Consider the following 24,259-nt stretch of genomic DNA (forward strand, 5'->3'; position numbering starts at 1 on the left):
GGCTTGAAATTTCTTGGCCGGGTGTGAAGATCGGCAGCATGGAATTGATTGTCGACCACATGCAGGGATGGGCTAGGCTGACCCTGAACCGACCGGCGCAGAAAAATGCGTTGAACACGGCGCTGCTTGCCGCGCTGGCCGAGGCACTCGCCACCTGTGCCTCTGACCCGGCCCTGCGCGCTGTGGTGCTGACCGGGGCCGATGGCAACTTTGCCGCCGGGGCTGACATTGCCGAGATCGAGACCAAGACGGCAGCCGAAGGCGCTGTCGACCCTCGCAAGGCCCATTGGGCCGCGATCCGCGCCTTTCCGAAACCGCTGATCGCAGCAGTGGATGGCTTTGCGCTGGGCGGTGGGTTTGAACTGGCGCTGATGGCTGACGTCATGATCCTTGGACCGACAGCGCGGGTGGGTCTGCCGGAGACCAACCTTGGGCTGATCCCCGGCGCGGGCGGGGGGCAGCGGCTGATGGCGCTGGCCGGGCGAGCGCGGGCGATGCGGATGGTGCTGACGGGTGAAGTGATCGACGCCGAGACAGCCATCGACTGGGGCATTGCGGCCTATCTGGCCGAAGGCCCGGCGCTGGATCTTGCCGAGCCGCTGGCCCAGCGCCTTGCCGGGCGTGCCCCCTTGGCACTGATGGCGGCCAAAGCGGCGCTGCTGGCGGGGGAGGAAAGCGCGCTGGCACTGGGGGCCGAGCGCGAAGCGTTCGAGGCGCTGCTGGATACCGAGGACAAGGCGGAAGGCATACGCGCCTTCCGCGAGCGGCGTAAACCGGAGTTTCAGGGCAAATGACCATCGGGATCATTGGCCTTGGCGCGATGGGTCTTGGCATCGCGCAGGTCTATGCGCAGGCGGGGCAAGAGGTGCTTGCCACCGATGCCGATCCTGCCGCGCGCGACAGTGCCGGCGCGCGTCTGGCGCAGTCGCTTGCTGGGCGGGTGGCCAAGGGTGCGATGACCGAGGCCGAACGGGAAGCGATCCTTGGCCGGCTACGGGTGGTGGCGCAAGTCGAAGACCTTGCCCCCGCCGATCTGGTGATCGAGGCGGTGGTGGAACGGCTGGCCGTCAAGCAGGCGGTCTTTGCGGCGTTGGAGCCATTGCTGAAGCCGGATGCCATCCTCGCCACCAACACCTCATCCCTGTCGGTCGCGGCTATCGCGGCGGGCCTGGCGCGGCCAGAGCGTCTGGTCGGCCTGCATTTCTTCAACCCCGCCCCGGCGATGCGGCTGGTGGAGCTGATCCCCCATCCCGGCACGGCACCCGATGCCTTGGCGCGCGCCCGCAGCCTGACCGAAGCCGCAGGCAAGACGGTGATCCAATGCGCAGACCGGCCCGGCTTCATCGTCAATCGCTGTGCCCGACCCTACTACGGTGAGGCGCTGGCCCTGCTGGAAGAGGGCCGCGCAGCGGGCGAGATTGACGCTGCCATGGCGGCGGCAGGCTACCCGATTGGCCCCTTCGGCCTGATCGATCTGATCGGCGCCGACATCAACCTTGCCGCCACTGAAAGCCTTGCCACCGCGATGGCCAACCATCCGCGCTATCATGTCTTCCCCGCCCTGCGAGCGCAGGTCGCGCGGGGCGATCTGGGGCGCAAATCGGGCCGGGGTTTTGTCTTTCCCGCTCCTCCTGCGGCGATGCCTACTGATGCAGTGGCGATTGTCCAAAGGATCGAGGCGGCGCTGGTGAACGAGGCTGCCTGGCTTCTGGCCGAAGGCGGCGCGACGGCCGAGGACATCGACACTGCTCTGCGCCTTGGCCTCAACTTCCCGCGCGGGCCTTTTGCGATGCTCAAGGCCCATGGCCGTGACACGGTGCTTGCCACCCTTGCCGCCCTTGAAACCGCAGCGCCGCCCGGGTTGAAAGGGCGCTACCTGCCTGCACCGGACCTTAGCCCATGACCGATGTCTTCCTTTGCGCCCATCGTCGCACGCCGATCGGTCGCCACGGCGGCAGTCTGGCGCTGGCGCGGCCCGACGACATGGCAGCACTGGTGATTGACGGGCTGTTGGACCTGCACCCGGGGCTGGCGGTGGACGAGGTGATCTTCGGCTGCGCCAATCAGGCGGGTGAGGATAACCGCAATGTCGCGCGGATGGCGGTCCTGCTGTCCCGGCTGCCGGAAAGTGTGCCGGGGCTGACGGTGAACCGGTTGTGCGCCAGCGGGCTTGACGCCGTGATCGCTGGGGCACGCGCTGTGCGAGATGGGGCAGATGTGGTCATCGCGGGGGGTGTGGAAAGCATGACGCGCGCGCCCTTCGTGCTGGCCAAGGCCGAAGCGGCATTCTCCCGGCAAGTCGCGATGCATGACACCACGATTGGCTGGCGCTTCGTGAATGACCGGATCGCGCAGGCCTATGGGTGCGAGTCCATGCCCGAGACGGCAGAGAACGTGGCAACCGAGCATGGGATTTCCCGCGCCGATCAGGACGCTTTCGCCCTGCGGTCGCAGTCGCGCTATGACGCGGGTTGGCATGAGGCCGATATCCTGCCGGTGACGATCAGGGACCGGAAGGGTGACACGCTGGTCACGGCAGATGAGCACCCCCGCGCGACCACGCTTGAAAAACTGGCCGCCCTGCCCGCGCCGTTCCGGGCGGGCGGCACCGTGACGGCAGGCAATGCGGCCGGCATCAACGATGGCGCGTCGGGGGTGATCCTTGCTTCGGCAGAGGGGGTACGGCGGCATGGGCTGATGCCACTGGCAAGGATCGGCGCGGCGGCAGCCGCAGGGGTGGCACCGCGTGTCATGGGGATCGGTCCGGTAGCGGCGGTCGAACGGCTGACCGCCCGCACTGGGCGCAAGGCTGGGGATCACGCAGTGATCGAGGTGAACGAGGCCTTCGCCGCGCAGGTCCTGGCCTGTCTGCGCGCCTGGGACATCGCCGATGATGACGCACGGGTGAATGCCTTTGGCGGCGGAATCAGCATGGGGCACCCGCTTGGCATGTCCGGTGCGCGCATTGCCGGAACGGCGGCGCGCAGGCTTGCGGAAGGCGGCGGTACGTCGGCGCTGGTGACGCTGTGTGTGGGCGTCGGGCAAGGGGTTGCGCTGGAACTGCTGGCGGTCTGATCCCGATCAGGCAACGGCCCTTGGCCGGTAACGGGCCAGAACGGTCCACAGCGCAAAAGGCGTCACGCACGCCGATGCGTTGCCGCCACGCGTGAGATTTCCTCGTAAATTCCCGACAGCAGGTTCAGCGTCCGCGTCGCGTCGGCCAGACGGTCGGAAAAGCCCGGCACATTGGCCACCGCCTGCAACAACAGCCGCCGCCGCAATGTGCCGTAGTCATCGGTCACCCGGCGGCCTTCGTCGGTCACCTCATAGGTCACCCCTGACCGCCCCGCCCCCTTGCGCAGCACCAGCCCGGCTCCGATCAGCTTGCGCAGTGAATACTGGATGTTCGGCACATCGTCACGGTTGGTCAGCCGCGCCAGATCCTTGATCGTCTTCGGCCGGTCGTTCATCCGGATGATGTGCAAAAGCGCGTTCTCGGGCCCCGTCGCCGACAAGGCACAGACCGACGCCAGACATTCCGATTGCCAGCGCCCGAATCCTTCAAACGTGCGCATCAGGGCGAATTCAAGCTCGGTCGTGTCCACCTCGACCGGGCTTTCGGCCAGATGCCAGTGCCAGTCCAGCCCCGGAACACTTTGTCCGGAACCGCCAACAGGCTGAGCTGAATGATCTTTCTTACCCATGCGAAGCGCCCCTTGCTGCCCTGACCTTGGGCCCACAGACCCGTTGACGCAAACAGAATTTACGATAGACTTTCAAACATAAAATACTTTAAAAACTCCAACAGGGATCAATCCACATGCCACACCACCCGATGCTCTCGGGCGATCGCTTTCGCTTGGGCACCTTTTCCAGCAACTGCTCCTCGGGGATGACGCCCACCAAAGCGCCTGAACGCTGGGTCAACAGTTGGGACAACAACCTCAAACTGGCGCAGATGCTGGATGAGGCGGGGATCGACTTCATGCTGCCGATCGCGCGCTGGATCGGCTATGGCGGCGAGACGGACTTTCACGGTGGCGTGCTGGAGACGATGACCTGGGCGGCGGGGCTTTTGGCGGCAACGAAGAACATCGCCGTCTTTGCCACGATCCACACGGCGGCCAATCATCCGGTCGTGGTGGCCAAGCAGATCGCCACCATCGACCAGATCGGCCATGGTCGCGCGGGCCTGAACATCGTCGCGGGCTGGAACAAGCCGGAATACGAGGCGCTGGGGCTGACGCTGCCCGACGACCACGAAACCCGCTATGGTTATGCTCAGGAATGGTTCGATCTGGTCCGCAAGCTCTGGACCTCGGACGAACATTTCGACTGGAACGGCAAGTACTTCAAGGCCGCCAAGGTCAAGGGTGACCCGAAGCCAATGCGCGGGACGGTCCCGATCATCAACGCCGCCGGCAGCCCGCAGGGGCGTGAGTTTGCCACCGACAACGCGAACTTCCTGTTCACCCCGGCCATCGACCTTGACCGGTCCAAGGGCGAGATTGCCGATCTGAAGGCGCAGGCCGCCGCCAAGGGACGCGCGGTCAACGTGCTGACCTTTTCCCATGTCATCTGCCGCCCGACCGAGGCCGAAGCCAAGGCCTATGCCGACTACACCGCCGTCCAGCACGCCGATACCGAGGCGGTGGACAATCTGGTCCGCCTGCAATTCGCCCATGCCCACAGCTTTCCGCATGACCTGCTGGCGCAGATCAAGCACCTGTTCGCGCTGGGTCACGGCGGATTCCCCTTGATCGGCACGCCCGATCAGGTGGCTGATGGGATCCTCAAGCTGCATGCCACGGGCTTTGCCGGCACCACCCTGTCCTTCGTCGATTACGTCGAAGAGTTCCCCTATTTCCGCGACACCGTGCTGCCAAAGCTGGCAGCGGCGGGGATCAGGTAGGTCCATAGGGGGGCTGCCCCCGACAGACGTTGCTGCCGGGCCGGGCGCGGCCCGGCTCAGGCAAAGCTGCGGATCGTCGCGATTGCCCCGTCCAGCGCCTTGCCGTCCTCATCCTTGAGGGCAGCTTCGCGCAGGCGACGGCACCAGTCGGCGGCATCCGCACGGCTGGCGACGACGGCAGTGGCCTCCAGCACCCGGTCGAACTTGGACTGCCCGCGGGCATGCGTGTCGGAATAGCCCTTGATCAGTCGCCGGCAGCGGATGATCTCAACCGCCAGATCGTAATTCGTGGCGACATGGCCAAGGGCATGCTCCAGCCAGCGCGCCAGATGCGCCCGTTCCTGCGCGTGGCGCAGGGTCCGCAGACGCCAGCCGCGCAGGCCGCCAATCAGATGCAGCATCAGAAAGGCGCGCAGGCTGTCAGTGCGCAAGCGGCGGCCCTTGTTGAACCAGCGGTCCAGACGGGCCATCCACTTCGGATCAGCCTCGATCCGCGCGCCCAGTTTGGCGGGGAACAGACCGACGATCTCTTCGGCCCTTGGGTGGAAGAATTCCGTCAGTTGCAGCAGGTTCGCGTCCTTCACCCGCATTTCCTTGCGGATGCGGTCAAAGCGACGGCCGCGCGTTTTCAGATCGGCGACCCGGATGATGTCGTCATAGGCCATCGCATTGGCAATATACTTCGCCGCCTCATGCGACAGCACCCACCCTCGCGCGGCGTCATCCACGGCCAGTACCCGCGCCAGATGGTCCAGATAGTCCGCGCCATAGCGCAGGTCCTGAAAATCCACCACCTTGCGCAACCCGGGCTGGGCGAGTTCGGCCACAGGGGCAGGCAGTGCCGCAACCCGTGTGGCAAGCCGGTCCCATTCCGCCATAAGCCGCGCGGGACCAGAGACCGGGGTGATCTTAGCGGCAGCCGGAGCGGTTGGGACCTCGGGCGTCGGGTTCGCCGCTGCATCAAAGGCCGCGCCGAAGGCCCGAAGCGACCCATCCACCCCTTTGCCCCCGGCGCGAATGGCGGCCTCGAACGCCTCACGCGGGAAAGGGAGCGCGCCTGACCCCGCCAGCGCCCCGAACAGCGAAGCCGAGATGACTGACCCATTCGCAATCGCCAGCGCATCAAAATCCGCCGCGATGACGCGGCGGGCGGCGATTTCGGCCGCCGCCATCACCTCATCGCTGGAGGCGATGCCATCGCCGGGTACCATCTTTTCCGACACCGCCAGCGCCCGGTGGGTCGAGGCGATCAGGGTGGTCCGGTCCGGGGTCACAAAGCCCCGGATGATGGAACGGCCTGCCTCCATCATCTCGGCGGCGATCATGATGTCGACATCGCCGGGGGCGGGCATCAGGGAGAATACCGGGGTCGGGTCACCTGTACGGTGCGGGGCCATCTCCACATAATAGACCGTCGCGCCAGTCCGCTGCGACACCCCTGCCACGGATGTGGCCTGCGCGGCATAGCCGCAGGACCGGGCCAGATCCTCGATCCAGCCGGTCAGGACCCCGCCGCCTTGCCCGCCCACCGCAAGGATCGCCAGCTTGATGATCCCCGACAGTCGCGGGTCGGCCATGCCCTTGCCAAGCTGGTCCGAGAGGGTTTCGTGCAGCGTCATGGCGCATCCCCAAAGCTTAGCCGATGGGCAGCGCGGCGCGATTGCAGCCAGCCGATCACGCGAGACCGGACGCGGGCCAGCCGAACCTCCCACGGTGTGGGATTGTGCACCACATCGGCACGGTAGAACGACGGGCAAAGGACGGCGGCATCCGCCACCTCGCCACAGTTGCCACAACCGACGCAGCTTTGGTCAATCGAGGCCACCGGATCATCGCGCAGGGGATCATCCAGCTTCTTGACCGACAGGGAAGGGCACCCGGACAACCGGATACAGGCATGATCGCCAGTGCAGACGTCTTCATCGACACCAAAGCGGGGGGCCTCGACCCGCCGACCGTCCTTGATCGCCTTTTGCTGCAACGGCTTTTCGCGGCGCTGCTTGTTCAGCATGCATTCGCTTGAGGCGACAATCACCTTCGGCCCTGGCGTGTCGGTGGTCAGCGCCTCTCGCAACACATCGCGCATCCGTCCCACATCATAGGTGTTGTCCACCTGACGGACCCAGTCGATCCCGATCCCCTTCAGCGCCTTGGTGATCGGGTGCTTGGTCGCCTTGGTCGGGTTGTCGGCGCGGCTGGACATGATGTCCTGCCCCCCGGTCGCGGCGGAATAGTAGTTGTCGACGATCACCGCCACGCCGTCGGATTTGTTGAAGGCCATGTTGGTAAAGCTGGACGACAGCCCGTTGTGCCAGAACCCCCCGTCCCCGATGATGGAAACTGGACGGCGTTCGCCCCCACCGTCAAAGGCCGCGTTGGCTGCCGGGCCAAGGCCATAGCCCATCGTCGCCCCGCCGATTTCAAACGGAGGCAGCGCGGCGAACAGGTGGCAGCCGATATCAGCACTGATCTGCAGCTTGCCGGTTTCCTGCTGGACCAGCTTCATCGCGGCAAAGATCGGGCGTTCCGGACAGCCGGTACAGAACCCTGGCGGACGGATCGGCACGGTCTTGGTCAGATCTGGGATCTGCGGGCGGTCCTCATTCGGCGCACGGACGGTGGCGGGCAGCATCTGGGGCGCGGCTGCCTTCAGAAACGCACCGATCGCGTCCAGCATCACCTGGCCCGTGTATTCCCCGGCCATCGGAAAGATGTCCTTGCCCCGCAGCCTGACCGTGGACCCCGCGCGGTAAAGGAAGGTGGTCAGCTGCTGTTCAATGAACTCGGGCTGGCCTTCCTCGATCACCAGCACCTGATCCTTGCCGTCGCAGAACTCCAGGAATTCGGAGGACAGCAGCGGATAGGTCACGTTCAGCACGTAAAGCGGCACCTCGGTCTTGCCGTGCAGATCGGCCAGCCCCAGCCGCTGCAGTGCCCGGATGACGCCATTGTACATGCCGCCTTGCAGGACAAGGCCGACCGGAGCCTGTTTCGGCCCGAACACCTCGTTCAGCGCACGCTCACGGATGAACTTCTCCGCATTGGGCCAGCGGTTCTTTATCTTGTCCTGTTCGTGCAGATAGGACATCGGCGGCAGCACGACGCGGGCGAAATCGGATTGCGGGTTGGACAGGGCGTCCTTCACGCTCAGTTTCGGGCGCTGGTTGTCGCGGGTTTCGAATGACCCCGTCACATGACAGGACCGGATCCGCACCATCAGCATGACCGGGGTGTTCGACGCCTCGGACAATTCGAACCCGTCCTTCACCGCCTTGGTGATGCACGGCAGGTTCGGGCGCGGGTCCAGTAGCCAGAACTGTGATTTCATCGCAAAGGCATGGCTGCGTTCCTGCATGATGCTGGACCCTTCGCCATAATCCTCGCCCACGATGACCAGCGCCCCGCCGTTCACCCCTGACGAGGCAAGGTTGGCCAAAGCGTCCGACGCCACGTTCACCCCGACCGAACCCTTGAAGGTCACCGCCCCCCGGATCGGGTAATGCACCGATGCCGCCAGCATCGCCGCTGCCGCCGCCTCATTGGCGTTGGCCTCAAACCTGATGCCAAGCTCGGCCATCAGGTCTTCGGCATCGGCCAGCACGTCCATCAGATGGCTGATTGGCGCACCCTGATAGCCGCCGACATAGCCGACACCGTTTTCCAGAAGCGCCTTGGTGATGGCCAGAATCCCTTCACCCGTGAAGGTTTCCCCCGCGCCCAGCCGCAAGTGTTCCACTTCCGCCTTGAAGGACCGTTCTGCCATGTCAGATCTCGTGCTTGCGGATGTTGGCCAGCATCTTCTGAAGCGTACCGACAAAGGCGCGGCGTTCTTCCAGAGGGATGCCGCGGAACATGCGGGAATGGGCTTCGGACATATGCGGCCAAAGGGTTTCAAACGCCGCACGCCCGGCGTCGGTGATGAAGATGCGGGTGGCGCGGCTGTCGGCGGCATCGGCCTCGCGCCGGATCAGGCCTTCGGTGGCCAGCTGGTCCAGCGACCGCGACAAGGTGGATTGTTCGACGACCGAATAGACGGCAAGCTCGCGGATCAGCGGCCCTTCGATCACCGAAAGCACTGCCAGAGCACGCATCTTCGGGGTGGTCAGGCCCAAGCCCGCCATTTCCTCACGCAGGGACGCGTTATAGCGCCCCATGATCCGGTTCATGAGGTAGGGGGCAAAATTCGTCAGCCCGATTTCGCCCAGCCGGGGCCGGGTCTCGGGTGGCTGTTCGGGGGGCGACTGGTCGGTCATGCGCCCAGCCTTTTCGCCGCCAGAAAACCTGACCCGCCGCCAAGGCCGGGACCGGGGTGGGTTGACGCGCCGATATGGATCAGCCCACGCACCAGCCCCACGCCATTGGTGGAATGGGCATAGGGGCGGAAGATGAAAAACTGGTCGATGCTGCAAAGCCCGCCATAGGGATCGCCGCCAACTAGGTTGATGTTCATCCGTTCCAGATCGGCGGGCGAATAGGCTCGGCGGGCCAGCTTGATGGCGTCGAAATCCTTGATATGCCGCCTCAGGATGCCTTCGACACGGTCGGCAAAAGCCTCACGCATGGTGTCGGACCAGGTGCCGTCGGTGGCGATCTGCCCCGCAGCATCGCCCTTGACCATCCGCGGGGCATCGGGGATCTGCAGCCACAGGATCGCCTTGCCATCCGGGCAACGGCTGGGGTCAAGCCGGTGCGGCTGACCCACACAGATCGTCGGGGTCGCGGGAAGCATCCCCCGCTCTGCCTCATTCGCGGATTTCGAGACACTGTCGATCCCGTCCGCCAGATGGATCAACGCCACGTCATCCAGCCCGGGCGACAGCCATTCCGGGGGGCGGTCCAGCGCATAATGCAGCTGGAAGTTGCCGCGCCCGTGGCGGAAGGCCTTGGCCGCCGCCTGATCCTGCGGCAGGTTCACGTCGCGCAGAAGCCGACCCTGCAACTGCCCCGGCGCGACGGATGCGAGGACGGAGGGCGCAAGGATCTCCTCGCCCGAAGTCAGCGCCACGCCCCGCACCCGGCCATCGGTCACCAGAATCCGGTCCACATCCGCGCCGCAGCGGATTTCGCCGCCCTTTTCCTCGATCAGCGCACGGAACGCCGCCACTGCCCGGCCCGATCCGCCCTTGACGACCGGCGCCCCCGCAGCCTCCAGCGCGAAGGCGATGACCTTACCCATCTGCCCGGAATAGGTGCTTTCCGGGGTCAGCCCGCAATGCAGCACCCAAGGCGCGTAAAGGGCCTGCACCAATGGGCTTTGATACCCCGTCTCCAGCCACCCCCGTGCCGGAACCAGCCCCGTGCCGAACCATGCGGCAAGCCCGCGCAAGCCACGCTTGCGCACCTGCCCCCACATGAGCTTCGCCGTCGCCCATGACCACAGCGACCCACCAAGAAGCGCGAACAGAAACGGCGCATCCGCCTCGATACCGCCGACATCGGCTGCATGACGGTCACCGTCGCCGGTGGCCAGCGCGTTGAAGGCGGCGATGTTTGTGGCCCGGTCGGTCGTCAGCACCAGCGCCTCGCCGTTCGGACGGATGACGGCGGTCGGATGGGGCGTGTGGCAGTAGTCAAACCCGTGGCGGGCAAGGTGGGGGCCAAGCGCGGCCCCCGCCGGAGAGGTCATGAACAAGACCCAGGTTGCGGCCATCACGTCATGCTGAAAGCCCGGAACCGTGATCTCTCCGGTCCGCAGGCAGCCGCCCGGAATTGACTCACGCTCCAGCAAAAGGACGCGCCGGCCCTTGAGGGCAAGCATCGCCCCCGCAACCAGCGCGTTGATCCCGCTGCCGATGATGACGTGATCGGGCCGCACCGCTTAGCCCTTCGGCACCAGCGCCAGCGCCCGGATGGGCGAACCCGTGCCGCGGCTGATCTTCAGGGGCGCCGCGATCAGGATCGCCCCCTTGGCCGGCAGCTTCGACAGGTTGGCCAGCGAGGCGAGGCCAAAGCAATTGTTCTTGTGCAAAAGGTTATGTGCCGGGAAGGGTGGCGTCATCCCGCCTGCCTGCCCTGCATCGGTGCCGATGCACTGGCTGCCCCAGCCGACAATCCCCTTGTCCAGCAGGTACTGGATCACTTCGGCGGTCGGGCCCGGGGTGTGCGGCCCGGTCTCGTCTGCGTTCAGGAAGGCGGCCTCGTCATGCGCGCGGCTGTCCCAATCAGACCGCAGGACGACCCATTCCCCCGAATTGATCGCGCCGTGCTTGGCCTCCCAAGCCTTCACATGGTCGATGGTCAAAAGGAAATCCGGGTTCGCCGAACATTCGGCGCTGAAGTCCAGCACGTTGACCGGGGCCACCAGCCGCTGCACATCCAGCGTGTCGGTGTAGCCGTCGGCGTAATCCTTGCCGGTGATCCAGTGATGCGGCGCGTCGAAATGGGTGCCCGAATGTTCACCAAGCTCCAGCCAGTTCCAGGCCCAGAACGGACCGTCCTTGTCGTATTCGCTGATCCGGTGGATCTTGATCGGCGGGGTGTCCTTGGCGAAATCCGGGGGCAGCTTCAGAAGCGGCGTTTCCGGGCCAAGCACGCCCGAGCAATCCACCACCTCGATCCCGCCCGAAGCGAGCATGCCCGCCAGTGAGCTCAACACATTTGCAGAGGTCATTCCCATCTCCCTTTTGGCCGGTCCCACCCGGCATTGATCCACGCGCCGGTTCATCCGGTCATCATGGAATCAAGCTAGACAGATTTAAATGCATTTGCAAATATCACGGCGACAGATTGTCGGAGACATGATGGGCTTGGATTTCGATGCAGTCCTGATCGGGGCGGGCCACAACACGCTGGCCGCTGCCCTGCATCTTGCGGCAAAGGGCTGGCGGGTCGGGGTGTTCGAACAGGCGGCCGTGGCGGGTGGCGCGGTCAAGACCGGCGACTACACCCTGCCCGGCTATCGGCATGACTGGGCGGCGATGAACCTGTCGCTGTTCGCCGGAAGCCCGTTTTTCAAGACTTATGGTGCAGAACTGACCCGGCACGGCTGCGCCTTCGTGCCGGTGAACCGCCCCTTCGCCTCGTCCTTCCCGGATGGAACCTGGGCAGGCGTCTCGACCGATATGGCCGAGACTTTGGCCGCGATCCGCGCGCTGTCGCCACCTGATGCCGCAACGTGGGAATCCCTGTGCAGCCGCTTTGGGGCCGAGGCTCCGCATCTGTTCGGGCTTCTTGGCTCAGCCATGGGGTTTCGTGCGCTTGCATATTTCATGCTCAAAACACTTCGGGCCAAGGGGGTAGGCGGCACGCTCGATATGGGGCGGTTCCTGTTGTCCTCCCCCCGTGCATGGCTGGAGGAAACCTTTGCCCACCCGCACGTCCGCGCGATGCTGGGGGCATGGGGCATGCATCTGGATTTCGCCCCCGATGTCGCCGGTGGGGCCATGTTTCCCTATCTGGAAGGGATGGCGGGCCAAGCCTTCGGCATGGTGATCGGCCAAGGCGGGGCCGATACGGTGACACGGGCGCTGGTCGCATCGATCACGGCGCGGGGCGGTGTGGTGGAAACCGGGGCATCCGTGGCGCGCATCCTGCATCAGGGCGGTCGCGCCACAGGGGTCGACCTTGCGGATGGACGCAGCATCACCGCGCGGCGTGCCGTGATTGCCGGGGTGGCACCCCGCGCGCTGCCGCGACTGACAGGCGGCACGACCCCGGCCTTCGACACGTCCATGAACCAGTTCCGTCACGCGCCCGGGACGATGATGATCCACCTGGCGCTGGACGGTCTGCCCGACTGGCGCGCGGGCGCAGCCTTGCAAAGCTACGCCTATGTCCACACCTCCCCCAGTCTTGACCAGATGGCGCGGACCTACCAACAGGCCAATGCGGGGCTTTTGCCGGACGAGCCGATCCTTGTACTCGGTCAACCCACCGTCTATGACCCCTCCCGCGCTCCCGACGGCAAGCATGTGCTCTGGGTGCAGGTCCGCATGGCCCCCGGCACGATCACGGGCGATGCCAAAGGCGAAATCACCGCGACTGATTGGGCCGCGGCGGCTGAACCCTTTGCCGACCGCGCGCTGAGCATCCTTGAGGCCCATGCCCCGGGAACCCGGGCGAAAATCCTCGCCCGCCGGATCGTGACCCCTCCAGAGCTGGAGGCGGACAACCCCAACCTCGTCGGCGGCGATCAGGTCTGCGGCAGCCACCATCTGTCGCAGCACTTCCTGTTCCGCCCTGTGCGGGGCCATGCCGACGGCAGCACGCCGATTGCCGGGCTCCACCTGACCGGGGCCGCCGTCTGGCCCGGCGCGGGCACTGGGGCAGGACCGGGCTATCTTCTGGCCCGGAAACTTGCCGGAAACTGAACCAAAACAAAGAAACCAACAGGGAAAATGACCATGAACCTCAACCGCCGAAGCCTTTTGAAGCTGTCCGCCGCTACCATGGCGGCGGGCACCCTCGGTCTGCCGACTTTCGCGCAGGCCATCGACGAACTGGTGATCGCCTATAACGTCAACCTGCCCTCATGGGACCCGACCGTAGGCCCCAGCGCGGTGAACCCGACGATTCAAGGCCTCTATCAGTCGGTGTTCGACCAATACATCCTGCAACAGCCCGACTTGACCCCCGCCCCCGGCCTTCTGACCGAATGGGGCTGGAACGACGACCGCACCCAGGTCTGGATGACCGTGCGTGAGGGCGTGACATGGCACGACGGCAGCCCCTTCACTGCCGAGGATGTGGCCTGGAACCTTGCCCGCGTGGCGAACCCGGAAACTGGCAGCCCGATCCAGTTCGTCTGGGGCACGCTGACCAATCACCGGGTCGAGGGTAACAAGGTCATCGCCGATGTGGCGCAGTTTGACCCGACGATCTTCAAGTGGATGTATTTCCTGACCGGTTACGTCCTGCCGAAGGCTTACTACGAAAAGGTGGGCGCAGAAGGGTTCGAGGCAGCCCCCATCGGGACCGGCCCCTATATGGTCGAGAAGTTCGAACGCAACGCTTTCGTCCGGCTTAAGGCCAATGCCAACTACTGGGGCGGCAAGCCCGATTTCGACACCGTGACGATCAAGTTCGTCCCCGACGCCGCCGCCCGGGTGGCCGAGGTGGAGAGCGGCAACTCCCACGTCACGCTGGAGATGCCGTATGAGGAATACGACCGCCTGAAGGGTGGACCGCTGGCGGGTGTCGCGGCACCGATCTCGGACATCGGGATGATCTTCCTCAACGATATCGAGGTGATGACCGACCCGAACGTGCGGATGGCCGCCGCCCATGCCATCGACAAGCAGGCGATCATCGACCGGCTGCTGTCAGGCTATGGCGTCAAGATCGATACACTGCAGACCCCGGAATACGACGCCTATGACGCCAGCATCACTGTGGCCTATGACGAGGCCAAGGCGATGGAGCTTCTGGCGGCCAGCGGCTACGGGCCGGACAACCCGGTCAAGTTCAAGATCCAGACCACCAAGGGCTTCAAGCCCAAGGATTACGAGATGGTGCAGGCCATCGTCGGCCTGTGGCGCAAGGTGGGGATCGAGGCCGAGATCGAGGTCTACGAAATCGCCAAGCACTACGAACTGCGCGCGGCGGATCAACTGGCCCCGGCCGCCTTCTACAACTGGGGCAACTCGGTCGGCGATCCAACCACGTCGACCGGCTTTGCGATGTTCGGACCGTCGCCGCACAGCGTCTGGGACGGCGAGGATCTGATCGGACAGATCGGCCCCCTGTGGGGCGAGGCGGATGAAGCCAAGCGGATCGACGGCTGGAAGGCGGTGGACAAGTACATCGCCGAAAACGCGCTGGTGATCCCGCTCTTGCAATACGTCCAGCCGATCCTGCATGCGCCGGGAGTGGTGGTGACGCCGCACGCCTCGGGTTCGCTGCTGCCGCATCTGATGAAGCGCGCCTGAGGTCGGTTCTGCGGAAAGGCCGGGGGTTTCACACCCCCCGGACCCCCCGTGGGATATTTTTCCAAGTATGAAAGGAGGCCCGTCAGGGGCCGTCCAGCGTGCAGATCATCCGAATTCTTCTTCTGCGGCTACTGACCACCCTCGTCACACTGGCGGGGGTGGCGGTGATCGTGTTCTTCGTGATCCGGGTCGTACCGGGCAATCCCATCGCCATGATGCTGCCGCCCGGCGCAACCGAGGCGGATATCGCGCGGCTGTCGGCACTTTACGGGCTGGACAAGCCCATCGTCACCCAGTTCGGCATCTGGCTGGGCGGGGTGCTGCAGGGGGATTTCGGCACCTCGATCACCACGCGCCAGCCCGTGCTGGATCTGGTGCTGGGGCGGCTTCCGGCGACGCTGGAGCTGGCGATCATGGCCCTCGTGATGGCGGTTCTGATGGGCGGGGTGGCAGCGCTGATCGGCACACGCGGGCGCGGCACAAGAACGGAAGGCGCGATCGACGTGGCCAATGGCATGGCGCTGTCTGTGCCGGATTTTCTGTGGGGGCTGGTCCTGATGCTGGTCTTCGGGGTGCTGCTGCCGATCTTCCACATCTCGGGCCGAGTGACGCCGTCGCTGGAACTGCCCTTCAACACCAACTTCTACCTTTTCGAAAGCCTGATCCGCTTGCGGTTCGACCTTTGGGCCGATCTGGTGGCGCATATGTTCATGCCTGCGCTGGCGCTGGCGATCCCGCTGGCGGCGATCATCGGTCAGCTTTTGAAGCAAAGCCTGAAGGAGACGATGAACCTCGATTACGTCACCCTTGCCCGCACCAAGGGCTATGGCGAGACGCAGGTGATCCTGCATCAGGCGCTGCGCAATGCGGTTCTGCCGACCCTGACGCTGGTCGGGGTGCAATTCACCTTTCTGATCGGTGGCACGGTGATCATTGAACGGCTGTTTTCCTATGAGGGCCTTGGGAACATGGCGATTGATGCGGTGATCAACCGCGATCTGCCGCTGATCCAAGGGATCGTGATCCTGTTCGCGGTGATCTTCACTGCCGTCAACCTGATCGTCGATCTGCTGTATGCCGTCCTGAACCCGAGGCTGCGGCATGGCTGACGTCAAGGGGTTGGATGGGCGCTTTCTGGTCAAACGCCGGGCCGGGGTGCGGTTGTGGCTGTCGGCGCTGTGGCTGGGCCTGCTGGCGCTAGGAGCTCTGCTCGCACCCTGGATCGCGCCGCACGACCCCCTGACGCAAGACCTGTTCCTGGGCCGCCTGCCACCGTTCTGGGTGGCGGGGGCAGAGCCGGGCTACTGGCTTGGCACCGACAGCCTTGGCCGCGATGTTCTAAGCCGCATTCTGCATGGCGCGCGGGTGGCCCTGCTTGTGGCGCTGGTGGCCGGGTCCATCACCTGCCTGATCGGGGCGACGCTGGGGCTGCTGGCGGGCTTTCTGCGCGGCTGGGTGGATATGGTCATCTCGCGCCTGATCGACATCTGGATGGCCTTTCCGCCGGTTCTGTTTGCCATCCTTCTGATCGCCGTGCTTGGCCCCAGCCTGACCTCGATCATCATCGCCATCGTCGTGATTGACTGGACCCGCTTTGCCCGCGTGGTGCGGGCCGAGGCGATGGCACAGGGCGCGATGGACTATGTCGCCTCGGCCCGGGTGGCGGGGCGTGGGCGGCTGGGGACGATGGTTCGGGAAATCCTGCCGAACGTGCTGCCCACAATCGTAGTCCTGCTGACGTTGGAGATGGGGATTGCCGTCATCGTCGAGGCGATCCTGAGTTTCGTGAACCTCTCCATCTCCACCGATGATCCCACCTGGGGCGGGATGATCAGCGAAGGCCGCACTTCGATCCATCAGGCTTGGTGGGTTCTGGTCTTTCCGCTGATCGTGCTGTTCCTGACCGTCCTTGCCTTCAGCCAGCTGGGCGAGGGGTTGAAGGACCGCTTCGATCCGGTGCTGCGATGAGCTATCTGTCGATCCGCAACCTGTCGGTCCGGCTGAAGAACGGCCCGCCCTTGCTCCGCCGCGTGTCGCTGGAGGTGTCAGCGGGCGAAGTGCGCGGGCTGGTCGGCGAAAGCGGTGCTGGCAAGTCGATGATCGGCAAGGCGGTGCTGGGCATCCTGCCGCCGTCCGTCCAGATCACCGAAGGCGAGATTTTCCTTGATGGGACGGATCTTTTGCGCCTGCCGCCAAAGGAAAGCCGTCGCCGCATCGGGGCCAGTTGCGCGCTGATCCCGCAGGACCCACTGACCGCGCTGAACCCCAGCCACCGGATCGGGCCGCAGATCACCGACCGGCTCGTCGATATCCTTGGCTGGACCCGTCCTGCCGCCGAGGCCCGGGCGCTGGAATTGCTGGCCGAGGTTCAGATCAGCGACCCCGCGCGCGTGCTGCGGTCTTATCCGCATGAACTGTCGGGCGGCATGCGCCAGCGCATCCTGATCGCATCGGCCTTTGCTGCTGAGCCGAAGCTGATCGTCGCGGATGAACCGACCACGGCGCTGGATGTGACCGTGCAAAAGCAAATCCTGCGGCTGATAGCCGGGATGCAGGCCCGCCATGGTACGGCGCTCTTGTTCGTTACCCATGACCTTGGCGTAGTGTCCAAGGTCTGCCAGCGCCTGTCGGTCCTGTATTCCGGGCTGGTGGTGGAAGACAGCACAGTGGCCAGTTTCTTCGCTGCCCCCCGCCACCCCTATTCCGCCGCGCTTCTGGCCGCGACGCCGAAGTATACCGATCCCGATGCCGGGCTGCACCCGGTGCCGGATGCCGTCATTGATGCCGTCCGGGCCGAGGTGGATGACTTTGACCGGGGGGTGGCGCATGGCTGACCTTTACACAGTCACCGATCTGCACCTGACGCTGGCCGACATGACGGCAAAGCCGCTGTTCGGCGCTGCCCCGCGGATCGAAATCCTGAAGGGCCTGACATTCACGATTCCCAAAGGGGCTGTGGTGGGCATTGTGGGCGGATCAGGGTCTGGCAAATCCACTTTGGGGCGCGCTTTGGTGCGGCTGCTTGAACCCTCGGGCGGGTCGATCCGTTTTGACGGCCATGACATCACCGGCCTGTCCGAACCGGCCCTTCGCCCGCTCCGGCGGCGGTTCCAGATGATCTTTCAGGACCCGATGTCCTCGCTCAACCCGCGCCACCGGGTTGGCACCATCATCGCAGAGCCCCTGCGCCTGCACGGGATGGACGCCATCCAAAGCCGCATCGCCCGGGCACTGGATCACGTCGGCCTGCCGCAGGGCTTTGCCAGCCGCTATCCGCACGAACTGTCAGGCGGCCAGCGCCAGCGGGTCGGCATCGCCCGCGCCATCGCGCTGGAGCCGGACTTCATTCTCGCGGATGAGATCGTGTCGGGGCTGGATGTGTCATCGCAAGCGCAGGTGCTGAACCTGCTGGAGCGGCTGGTCGCCGACCTTGGCCTGACGCTGGCCTTCATCAGCCATGACCTGTCGGTGATCCGCCGACTGTGCCAGCGGACCATCGTTCTGCATCAGGGCCGGATCGTCGAAGACCGCCCCACCGCCCAGCTTTTCGCCGATCCGCAAGCCGCCTACACGCGCGAGCTGTTGGAGGCGATCCCGCTGCCTGACCCCGATCAGATCTGGGTCTGAGGGCCGCCAACCGGCCGTCGCTCCGGCACGTCAGGGGCCATCAGGCTTTCCAGCTTGGCCTTCACCTCGGGCGGCCAAGGCATCGAGGTGTGTTTGTCCAGCCAGCTTGCCGCCAGCACCTGTGTCACCGACCAGCGGTGTTCATCGCCGCAATGAATGGTGTGCTGCAACCCGACCGAGGATTTCCCGACCTTGGTCACCGTCAGCCGGAACGTCAGCTTGTCGCCAAAGAACGACGGTTTCGAAAAATCGCAGGACAGATGCACGGTGGGCGTGCCCCAGCGTTCCTTCCAGATGATCTCATGCCAAGGCCAGCCGATGTGGGACCAGAACTCTTCGACCACCCCGTTCAGGATGTTCAGATAGGCCGGGTAATAGGCCGTGCCGGAAATGTCGCAATCGCCGAAATGCAGCATCCTGTCGGTCGTGAAGCAAACGGTCATCCTGTCCTCCGCCCATGGTTGCCCAAGCCTTGCCGGATTTGGCGCAAGGTCAAGTGGGACCTCTGCTCCGTGCCGGGTGCAACAGGGGCCGGAATAGACAACCTTTGTCGGCAAACGGGCCACCGCCGTTATCGCACTGCAACCGTTCTGTTACAAAAAGTTCACAATTGAATTGTCCGGGCATCCCGTCATGGCGTAGGCTTTCCCGATGAACGGCGCCAGCAAGAGCCCGATGACCTTTACGTTCTGGGAGGAACACCATGAAAAGACACGCCTTGTCCGCCGCCATCTTGTGCGGGACTACGTCTCTGTCAGCCACGGCTGCCCTTGCGGACCTGAACCTGTACTGCTCCGCGCAGGAAGAGTGGTGCCAGATCATGGAGAAAAGCTTTGAGGAAGCCACCGGCATCGACGTGGCGATGACGCGGAAGTCCTCGGGCGAAACCTATGCCCAAGTGCAGGCCGAAGCCAGCAACCCCAAGGGCGATGTCTGGTGGGGTGGCACCGGTGACCCGCACCTGCAGGCGGCCGAAGAAGACCTGACCGAACCTTACGTCAGCCCGATGCGCGATCAGCTGCATCCTTGGGCCATCGCGCAGGCGGAAAGTGCCGGCGACAAGACCATCGGCATCTATTCCGGCGCGCTTGGCTTTGGCTACAACTCGGAGATGCTGGAAAAGGCGGGCCTGCCCGCCCCTGCCTGCTGGGAAGACCTGACCAAGCCGGAATACAAGGGCATGGTGCAGATGGCGAACCCGAACTCCTCGGGCACCGCCTATACCACGCTGGCGTCGATGGTGCAGATGTTCGGCGAAGATGGCGGCTTTGACTACATGAAGCGGCTGCATGCCAATATCAACCAGTACACCAAATCCGGCTCGGCCCCGATCAAGGCCGCAGGGCAAGGGGAAACGCTGATCGGCATCGTCTTCATGCATGACGCCGTGGCCACCACCGTGGCGGGCTTCCCCGTCGTGACCGTCGCCCCGTGTGAGGGAACGGGCTATGAGATCGGATCGATGTCGATCATCAAGGGCGCGCGCAACATGGACGAGGCGAAGGCCTTCTACGACTGGGCGCTGACCAAGGAGGCCCAGGATCTCGCCCTGCAGGTCAATGCGTTCCAGGTGATGTCGAACGTCAACGCCGCGAAATCGGACAAGGCTCCCGACCTCGCAACGCTGAAGCTGATTGACTACGACTTCAAGAAGTATGGCTCCAGCGACGAACGCAAGCGCCTGCTGTCCAAGTGGGATACCGAAGTCTCGACCCTGCCGCAGTAAGCCCTTTTGCGCACAGTCAGCCTTGAACAGACGACCCATCCGGTTCTGATCTTCTGGATCATTGCCGGGTGGATCGGCTTTGCCGTTCTGCCCTGGTATGGGGTGGAAGGATTCTGGTCGTTCGAATGGCTGGTCGACGGCTGGCCGCTGGATGATGACTACGCCCCGGCCGCAGTGCTGATCGGCATGGGGCAAAAGCTGTGGCTGGCGCCGATGCTGCTGGCGCTGGCCGCGCCGCTGCTGGTGCTGGGGCGGCGCAAGACTGACCCGCTTTATGCCCGGGTTCTCGTGCTGTCGGGGGCGTTCGGCTTTGGCTGGCTGGTGGCGCAGGGCCTTGGCATCGGCCTGCGCGGGTTTACCGCAGACTGGCTGACCGCGCTGTTCGGTCCGCTGGACGACCGCCAGTTCGGCATGGGCTACGGCGCGATGGTCACCGCCTCGGCCTTCCTGTTCCTGTTCACGCAAGGCATTGCCGCACGCGGGGCGATCAACGGCGATGTGTTCGTCACCTCGGCCATCGGCGGTGTCATTGCGGTTGTCACGATCTTTGTCTTCTTCCCCATCGCCAAGATGCTGCTGGCCGCCTTCGCCACCGAGGATGGCGGCTATTCGGTCGTCGGTTTCTTCCCCAAGTTCTTCGACAGCCGGATCTGGGGCCTTGGCTGCCTGTCAGGCGGGCGCTGCGGGGTGGCGTGGAATTCGCTCGTGCTTGCGGTGTTGGTGGGCGTGCTGACCACGCTTCTGGGCCTTGCCTTCGCGCTGGTCCTGACGCGCTCCGGCTTCCGCTACAAGCGCCTCTTGCGGGCGTTGACCGTGCTGCCGATCATCACGCCGCCCTTCGTGATCGGGCTGGCGATCATCCTGCTCTTTGGGCTTTCTGGAACCGTCACGACCAGCCTCGCCTCGCTTTTCGGGGTTGAGGCGACGCGCTGGATCTATGGCCTTCCCGGCATCCTGATTGCGCAACTGCTGGCCTTTACCCCCATCGCCTTTCTGGTGCTGATCGGCGTGGTCGAAGGCGTCAGCCCCAGCATGGAAGAGGCGGCGCAAACCCTGCGCGCGAACCGCTGGCAGACGTTCCGCACCGTCAGCTGGCCCCTGATGCGCCCGGGCTTGGCGAATGCCTTCCTTCTGGGCTTCATCGAAAGCATGGCCGATTTCGGCAACCCCTTGGTGCTGGGTGGCAACTTCGACGTGCTGTCGACCGAAATCTTCTTTGCCATCGTCGGCGCGCAATATGACCAAAGCCGCGCGGCCATTCTTGCGGTGGTCCTTCTGGGGTTTACGCTGGGGGCGTTCTATCTGCAACGCTTCTGGCTGGGGCGCAAAAGCTATACCACGGTCACCGGCAAGGGTGACGCGGGGGTGCATCCGCCAATGCCCGGCGGCCTTGCGATCCCGGTCTATGCCGTAGTGGCGCTGTGGTCGGCCTTCACCATCGTCGTTTACGGGATGATCCTTTACGGGTCTGTCGTGCAGCTTTGGGGCGTCGATGACACGCTGACCTTCAAGCATTACATCACCGCCTTCCGCATCGACTGGGGTGACGGGGGCCTGCGTTGGACCGGCTCGGCGTGGGACAGTTTCTGGACCACCATGATCATCGCCACGCTGGCCGCACCCCTCACCGCCGCGATTGGCCTGATCACCGCCTATCTGTTGACCCGGCAGACCTTCGCCGGCAAACGCGCGTTCGAGTTCGGGACGATGCTGTCCTTTGCCATCCCCGGCACGGTGATCGGGGTCGCCTATATCCTCGCCTTCAACGTCCCCCCGATCGAAATCACCGGCACTGGCCTGATCCTTGTGATCAGCTTCATCTTCCGCAACATGCCCGTCGGGGTGCGGGCGGGCATCGCCTCGATGAGCCAGCTGGACAAGTCGCTTGACGAAAGCAGCCTGACGCTCGGGGCGAATTCGTGGCAGACGTTCCGCGCGGTGATCCTGCCCTTGCTGCGCCCGGCGATCCTTGCGGCGCTGGTCTACAGCTTCGTCCGGGCGATGACGGCGATTTCGGCGGTGATCTTCCTCGTCTCGGCGCGCTACGACATGTCCACCAGCTATATCATCGGGCGGGTGGAGAATAACGACTACGGGCTGGCCATCGCCTATTCCACGGCACTCATCTTCGTGATGCTGGCCGCCGTGGGCCTCCTGCAACTGCTGGTCGGGCGCACGCAGATCGGCAGGCGCACAAGCCATGCCGAGGGACACTGAATGAACGGGGTCTGCACATGACGGGGATCAACGCCAAGGCCGCCTCGGTCCGGTTTGAAAACGTGTCCAAGGTCTATGGCACCAAGGTCACGGCGGTGGACAACATCAACCTTGAGGTCAAGGCGGGCACGCTGGTCACCCTGCTTGGCCCTTCAGGCTGCGGCAAAACCACGACGCTGCGGATGATCGCGGGGCTGGAGATGGCCACGCGGGGGCGCATCTTCATCGGCGACAAGGACGTGACGAAGCTGCCCGCCACCGACCGAGATGTGTCGATGGTGTTTCAAAGCTACGCCCTTTTCCCGCATATGACGGTGATGGAGAATGTCAGCTATGGCCTGAAGTTTTCCGGCTTCGACAAGGCGGAGACAAAGGAAAAGGCGCTGGCCGGTTTGGGGCTGGTCGGGTTGACGGGCTATGGCGCCCGCCTCCCGTCAGAGCTGTCTGGCGGCCAGCAGCAGCGTGTGGCCGTCGCGCGGGCGCTGGTGCTGGAACCGCAGGTCCTGCTGTTCGACGAACCCCTGTCGAACCTAGACGCCAAACTGCGCCGCCAGGTGCGCGAGGAGATTCGCGAAATCCAGCAGACCCTTGGCCTCACCGTCGTCTATGTGACCCACGATCAGGAAGAAGCCCTGGCCGTGTCGGATGAGATTGTGGTGATGCGCAACGCCGCCATTGCACAGAAGGGCACCCCGCGTGAACTCTACGAAGCCCCGGCCGACGCCTTCGTTGCCGACTTCATCGGCGAGGCGAACCTGATCCCGGTGGAGATTACAGCGCTGGACGGCGATATGGCGACCGTACGGATCGCCGACTACACCCACCGCCTGCCATCGCGCGGGCTGCCCCAAGGTCCGGCGAAACTGGCCGTCCGGCCGTCCCGGATGCGGCTGGTCGCAGGGCAGGGTGACGGGGTGGCGGCGGTGATCGACAAGGCCACCTATGTCGGCAGTCGGATGGAATACACCGTGACCGCCGCTTTCGGCACCGTCTTTGCCGTCCTTGATGACGTGGCCACCCCCTTCACGGTCGGCGATGCGGTCACAATTTCCTTTGCCGCCTCCGGCCCGGTGCTGATCCCCGCTCAGGCGTCGTAGGCCGCCTTGGCAAGGCCCATCACCGCGTCGAACACGCCCGCCCCCGAGACGACAACGCGCCCGCCGTTGGCAATGGCGTCATCGGCGTCCACCGGCTCGACCCGACCCCCGGCCTCGGCGACGATCAGATGACCGGCCAGAAAATCCCAGGCGTTCATGTGTTCCTCGACATAGCCAAGGATGCGCCCCGTCGCCACATAGGCCAGCGACAGCCCGCCCGACCCGTTGCGCCAGAACACCGTGCCCGCATCGCAGGACAGGTTGATCAGCCGCTTGATCCCCTCGATCCGCGTGCGCCCCGAAAAGCCCACACCCAGCGACCCCTCGCGCAAGCTGGTCTTGGCCGAACAGCGGATCGGCCGGTCATTGCAGAACGCCCCGCCCCCCGCCATTGCATGGTGCAATTCGTCATGCACCGGGTCATGGACCACGCCAATCACCGTTTGCCCCTGATGGACGCAGGCAATGATCACGCACCACTGCGGGATGCCGTTGATAAAGTTCGTCGTGCCGTCAATCGGGTCGATCACCCAGGTAAAGCCGCTTGTCCCTGGGGTTGGCGCACCCTCTTCGCCGACGATCCCGTCCTCGGGGAAGGCCTGCGCCAGGGCGGCACGGACAGCCAGTTCGACATTCTTGTCGGCCTCGGATACGAAATCCTGATGCCCCTTCACGTCGATGGTCAGCTCGTCCCATTTCCGGAAATAGTCCAGCGCCATCCCGCCAACGTCGGCAGCGATGCGGCGGGCGGCGGCGTAGCGGGCGGCAAGGTCGGTCATCTGGCGTCCTTCATGCGGTTCGGCCAGACCCTAGC

The 24,259-nt window shown here is 64.7% G+C and carries 21 protein-coding genes; 13 read left to right on the plus strand and 8 right to left on the minus strand.

Annotated features, from left to right (window positions below; translation table 11 throughout):
- Positions 1 to 38 precede the first annotated feature (38 nt).
- The 3 genes from EI545_RS11380 to EI545_RS11390 are packed head-to-tail and all read left to right on the plus strand — an operon-like array spanning position 39 to position 3,075.
- Complete coding sequence (locus EI545_RS11380; RefSeq protein WP_125325585.1) at positions 39 to 794, plus strand: enoyl-CoA hydratase-related protein; 756 nt, start codon at positions 39 to 41, stop codon at positions 792 to 794.
- Entirely contained in the window at positions 791 to 1,903 is a 1,113-nt protein-coding gene (locus EI545_RS11385) for a 3-hydroxyacyl-CoA dehydrogenase (protein ID WP_125325586.1), read from the plus strand. The genes EI545_RS11380 and EI545_RS11385 overlap by 4 nt, the downstream gene beginning before the upstream one ends.
- Positions 1,900 to 3,075: an acetyl-CoA C-acyltransferase gene (locus EI545_RS11390; RefSeq protein ID WP_125325587.1), complete on the plus strand. Its 1,176-nt coding sequence runs from the start codon at positions 1,900 to 1,902 to the stop codon at positions 3,073 to 3,075. Before EI545_RS11385 ends, EI545_RS11390 begins: the two co-directional genes overlap by 4 nt.
- A gap of 62 nt (positions 3,076 to 3,137) precedes the next feature.
- Here the strand turns inward: EI545_RS11390 and EI545_RS11395 are convergent, their stop codons facing one another.
- On the minus strand, positions 3,138 to 3,704 hold the full coding sequence (locus tag EI545_RS11395) for a winged helix DNA-binding protein (RefSeq protein WP_125325588.1): 567 nt from the start codon (positions 3,702 to 3,704) through the stop codon (positions 3,138 to 3,140).
- Positions 3,705 to 3,820: 116 nt separating this feature from the next.
- Here EI545_RS11395 and EI545_RS11400 point away from each other — a divergent pair, with 116 nt between their 5' ends.
- Positions 3,821 to 4,912 (plus strand): LLM class flavin-dependent oxidoreductase, encoded by a 1,092-nt coding sequence (locus EI545_RS11400; protein WP_125325589.1) that lies wholly within the window; start codon positions 3,821 to 3,823, stop codon positions 4,910 to 4,912.
- Between the two features lie 56 nt (positions 4,913 to 4,968).
- Here the strand turns inward: EI545_RS11400 and EI545_RS11405 are convergent, their stop codons facing one another.
- The 5 genes from EI545_RS11405 to EI545_RS11425 are packed head-to-tail and all read right to left on the minus strand — an operon-like array spanning position 4,969 to position 11,522.
- The gene (locus EI545_RS11405; RefSeq protein WP_245989963.1) at positions 4,969 to 6,531 is read right to left on the minus strand and encodes an indolepyruvate oxidoreductase subunit beta family protein; all 1,563 of its coding nucleotides are present in this window, start codon (positions 6,529 to 6,531) and stop codon (positions 4,969 to 4,971) included.
- On the minus strand, positions 6,528 to 8,675 hold the full coding sequence (locus tag EI545_RS11410) for a thiamine pyrophosphate-dependent enzyme (RefSeq protein WP_125325590.1): 2,148 nt from the start codon (positions 8,673 to 8,675) through the stop codon (positions 6,528 to 6,530). Before EI545_RS11410 ends, EI545_RS11405 begins: the two co-directional genes overlap by 4 nt.
- Before the next feature lies 1 nt (position 8,676).
- Positions 8,677 to 9,165, minus strand: a complete 489-nt coding sequence (locus EI545_RS11415; protein WP_125325591.1) for a MarR family winged helix-turn-helix transcriptional regulator — start codon at positions 9,163 to 9,165, stop codon at positions 8,677 to 8,679.
- Positions 9,162 to 10,727, minus strand: coding sequence for a phytoene desaturase family protein (locus EI545_RS11420; RefSeq protein WP_125325592.1), 1,566 nt, complete (start codon positions 10,725 to 10,727; stop codon positions 9,162 to 9,164). The genes EI545_RS11415 and EI545_RS11420 overlap by 4 nt, the downstream gene beginning before the upstream one ends.
- A 3-nt stretch (positions 10,728 to 10,730) precedes the next feature.
- Positions 10,731 to 11,522 (minus strand): cyclase family protein, encoded by a 792-nt coding sequence (locus EI545_RS11425; protein WP_125325593.1) that lies wholly within the window; start codon positions 11,520 to 11,522, stop codon positions 10,731 to 10,733.
- Positions 11,523 to 11,649: 127 nt separating this feature from the next.
- Between EI545_RS11425 and EI545_RS11430 the strand changes: the two genes are divergently transcribed.
- The 6 genes from EI545_RS11430 to EI545_RS11455 all read left to right on the plus strand — a co-directional run bounded on the left by EI545_RS11430 (position 11,650) and on the right by EI545_RS11455 (position 18,405).
- A complete protein-coding gene (locus EI545_RS11430; RefSeq protein WP_245989966.1) occupies positions 11,650 to 13,221 on the plus strand; it encodes a phytoene desaturase family protein in 1,572 nt (523 codons plus the stop codon).
- Positions 13,222 to 13,254: 33 nt separating this feature from the next.
- A complete protein-coding gene (locus EI545_RS11435) occupies positions 13,255 to 14,778 on the plus strand; it encodes an ABC transporter substrate-binding protein (protein ID WP_125325594.1) in 1,524 nt (507 codons plus the stop codon).
- Positions 14,779 to 14,876: 98 nt separating this feature from the next.
- Positions 14,877 to 15,887, plus strand: coding sequence for an ABC transporter permease (locus tag EI545_RS11440; RefSeq protein ID WP_125325595.1), 1,011 nt, complete (start codon positions 14,877 to 14,879; stop codon positions 15,885 to 15,887).
- Positions 15,880 to 16,746: an ABC transporter permease gene (locus EI545_RS11445; RefSeq protein WP_125325596.1), complete on the plus strand. Its 867-nt coding sequence runs from the start codon at positions 15,880 to 15,882 to the stop codon at positions 16,744 to 16,746. Before EI545_RS11440 ends, EI545_RS11445 begins: the two co-directional genes overlap by 8 nt.
- Complete coding sequence (locus EI545_RS11450; RefSeq protein ID WP_125325597.1) at positions 16,743 to 17,612, plus strand: ABC transporter ATP-binding protein; 870 nt, start codon at positions 16,743 to 16,745, stop codon at positions 17,610 to 17,612. The genes EI545_RS11445 and EI545_RS11450 overlap by 4 nt, the downstream gene beginning before the upstream one ends.
- Positions 17,605 to 18,405 (plus strand): ATP-binding cassette domain-containing protein, encoded by an 801-nt coding sequence (locus EI545_RS11455; RefSeq protein ID WP_125325598.1) that lies wholly within the window; start codon positions 17,605 to 17,607, stop codon positions 18,403 to 18,405. The genes EI545_RS11450 and EI545_RS11455 overlap by 8 nt, the downstream gene beginning before the upstream one ends.
- Here EI545_RS11455 and EI545_RS11460 read toward each other — a convergent pair.
- Complete coding sequence (locus EI545_RS11460; protein ID WP_125325599.1) at positions 18,390 to 18,848, minus strand: acyl-CoA thioesterase; 459 nt, start codon at positions 18,846 to 18,848, stop codon at positions 18,390 to 18,392. The genes EI545_RS11455 and EI545_RS11460 overlap by 16 nt on opposite strands.
- 260 nt (positions 18,849 to 19,108) lie before the next feature.
- On the opposite strand from EI545_RS11460, the gene EI545_RS11465 reads away from it, so the two are divergent.
- The 3 genes from EI545_RS11465 to EI545_RS11475 are packed head-to-tail and all read left to right on the plus strand — an operon-like array spanning position 19,109 to position 23,445.
- Positions 19,109 to 20,131 (plus strand): ABC transporter substrate-binding protein, encoded by a 1,023-nt coding sequence (locus EI545_RS11465; RefSeq protein ID WP_125325600.1) that lies wholly within the window; start codon positions 19,109 to 19,111, stop codon positions 20,129 to 20,131.
- Positions 20,132 to 20,137: 6 nt separating this feature from the next.
- Complete coding sequence (locus EI545_RS11470; protein WP_125325601.1) at positions 20,138 to 22,348, plus strand: ABC transporter permease; 2,211 nt, start codon at positions 20,138 to 20,140, stop codon at positions 22,346 to 22,348.
- Positions 22,349 to 22,365: 17 nt separating this feature from the next.
- Positions 22,366 to 23,445: an ABC transporter ATP-binding protein gene (locus EI545_RS11475; RefSeq protein ID WP_125325602.1), complete on the plus strand. Its 1,080-nt coding sequence runs from the start codon at positions 22,366 to 22,368 to the stop codon at positions 23,443 to 23,445.
- Here the strand turns inward: EI545_RS11475 and EI545_RS11480 are convergent.
- Positions 23,433 to 24,224, minus strand: coding sequence for an inositol monophosphatase family protein (locus EI545_RS11480; protein ID WP_125325603.1), 792 nt, complete (start codon positions 24,222 to 24,224; stop codon positions 23,433 to 23,435). The genes EI545_RS11475 and EI545_RS11480 overlap by 13 nt on opposite strands.
- Positions 24,225 to 24,259 lie beyond the last annotated feature (35 nt).

The organism is Tabrizicola piscis, assembly GCF_003940805.1.
GTDB lineage: Bacteria > Pseudomonadota > Alphaproteobacteria > Rhodobacterales > Rhodobacteraceae > Tabrizicola > Tabrizicola piscis.